Below are 1,924 nucleotides of genomic sequence, written 5' to 3'. Positions count from 1 at the left end.
AAGCGACGCAGACATCTCACGTGTTTAGGAAGTCAAGCAGCGAGCTCTGCGGGTGGGGTGAAGGCTGTGGTTTCGTCGAATTGGGTGTTGGTGGTGAGGCAGTGGTGGAGTTGGCCGAGGAGGCGGTTGAAGAGGTTGCGTTGGGCTGCTGCGTGCCAGTCCCCGGCTGCGCGGCGGCGTTTGTAGTGGGCTTTGGCGCCTGGGGATCCGGTGAGGGCGGACAGTGCCCACATGTAGCCGACGGTGCTGAGGCGGTCGTTCTTGACGAATCTGCGGCCGACGAATTTCTTCTTGCCCGAGGCTCTGGTGATGGGTGCGGAGCCGGCGTAGGCCTTCAGGGCGCGGGCGTCTGCGAACCGTTGCCTGTCGTCTCCGATTTCGGCCAGGAGCCGGGCTCCGAGCTGGTTTCCGATCCCGGGGAAGCTGAGCAGGATCTGGGCGTCGGGGTGGGTGAGGAAGGCTTCCTCGACGGCGGCGCCGAGCTGGTCGACGGCCTGGCAGGCGGCGTCGAGGAGAAGCAGCAGGCCGGCGGCCTGCTGGCCCATGGCGTCTTCGACGGCCTGGGGCTGGCGGGCGTGATCGCCGCGGAAGATGGTTTTGATCCGCTGGGCCTGGGCAGTGATGCCGCGGGACCGTCCCGCGCGGCGCAGGGCGGTTTCGATCCGGGCGGTGCTGAGCCGTGCGCCCGTGCCCGGGGTGGGGGCGATGCGCAGCAGTTCCCTGATTTCAGGGCGGGTAAGGCCGTTCTGCCAGATCGCGCCGGCCTGTAGGAGGGCCGGGTAGAACTGGCGCAGCACGGAGCGGAGCTGGTTGGCGGTCTGCTGGCGTGCCCAGACCGCGTCCTGCTGGGCGCGGGCCAGGACGGTGATCGCCCGCGCCTGCTCGGTGTCGGCCGGCAGGGGGCGGTGCGCATGGGCGTCGGTGCGCAGGATGTTCGCCAGCACCAGGGCATCGCCCGGGTCGGACTTCTTCTTCGAGACCCCGTGCCGGTCGCGGTAGCGGGCGGCGGAGAGCGGATTGACCGCATAGATTTTCCGGGCGCCGGCGCGCAGGGCCGCGACGAGCAGGCCCTGGCTGGTTTCGATCGCCACCGGGACGGGGTCCTGGGGTGTGTCCCCATGGTCGGCGAGCAATTCCATCAGGTCCCGGTAGCCGGCGGCGTCGTCGGTGATCCGGCGTTTGGCCAGCAGCTCGCCGGCGCTGTCGATAATAGCGATGTCATGGTGGCCTTCGGCCCAGTCGATCCCGCAGTAGAGGTCCAATCTGTGCTCCTCGCAGTCAAGGGTGTGTTCTGTTCTCGGGGTGTGCCAGTTCGGATCACGCAGCGCCCTAATTCCAAGACTCGAAGGTCTGCCATCTCACCAGCCGTTCGTGAAACGAGTCCACTTCGGGCGCCCCGGTCTAACCAAGAGCTCCACGGCTCCCGGAGAAGGAAGGGGTCATCCCGCAGCCTGCACGCCACCACGAGAACCAAGTACCACGCCATCAGTCGGGGGTTCCGCCGCCACGCGGGCGGCGGAACCTGGCCGGCAACAACACCGAAGCATTGGCCGGCCCGGTCCGGGGGGCCTGCGGCGTGAATCCGCCGTTACGCGCCGCTCTTCGTCGAGGGTTCAAGGACCCAAGAGCGCCGGAGGCGTCGCAGCAGCGCTGCCACCGCGGGAACCCCGATAACAGCTTCCGGCGGGGCCAGCTGACCTGGTCCCGCCGGAAGCGATTTGCGGTCACATCTGGGAGTCCCGCGGAGGGGCCGCCGGTGACCGCGCCGCTCTGCGTCGAGGATTCCAAGATCCAAGAGCGCCGAAGGCGTCACCACCGGTGACTCCCCCACAGAACCCCAACAAGACAGCCCCGGGAAGAGCCCCACCACCTGGTCACCTGGAAGCCGCTTAACTACGAATTAGGAGCGCCGTCGAAGAATTCC

1 protein-coding gene is annotated in these 1,924 nt (G+C 67.9%); it reads right to left on the bottom strand.

The features are described from left to right. Positions 1-32: 32 nt before the first annotated feature. A complete protein-coding gene (locus FDP28_RS20360; protein ID WP_144663427.1) occupies positions 33-1,262 on the bottom strand; it encodes an IS110 family RNA-guided transposase in 1,230 nt (409 codons plus the stop codon). Positions 1,263-1,924: the final 662 nt, after the last annotated feature.

It is taken from the genome of Paenarthrobacter nicotinovorans (genome assembly GCF_007670255.1).
Lineage (GTDB): Bacteria > Actinomycetota > Actinomycetes > Actinomycetales > Micrococcaceae > Arthrobacter > Arthrobacter nicotinovorans_B.
Note: the sequence above shows the minus strand (reverse complement) of the source record. Positions and strands in the feature narration are given on the sequence as shown.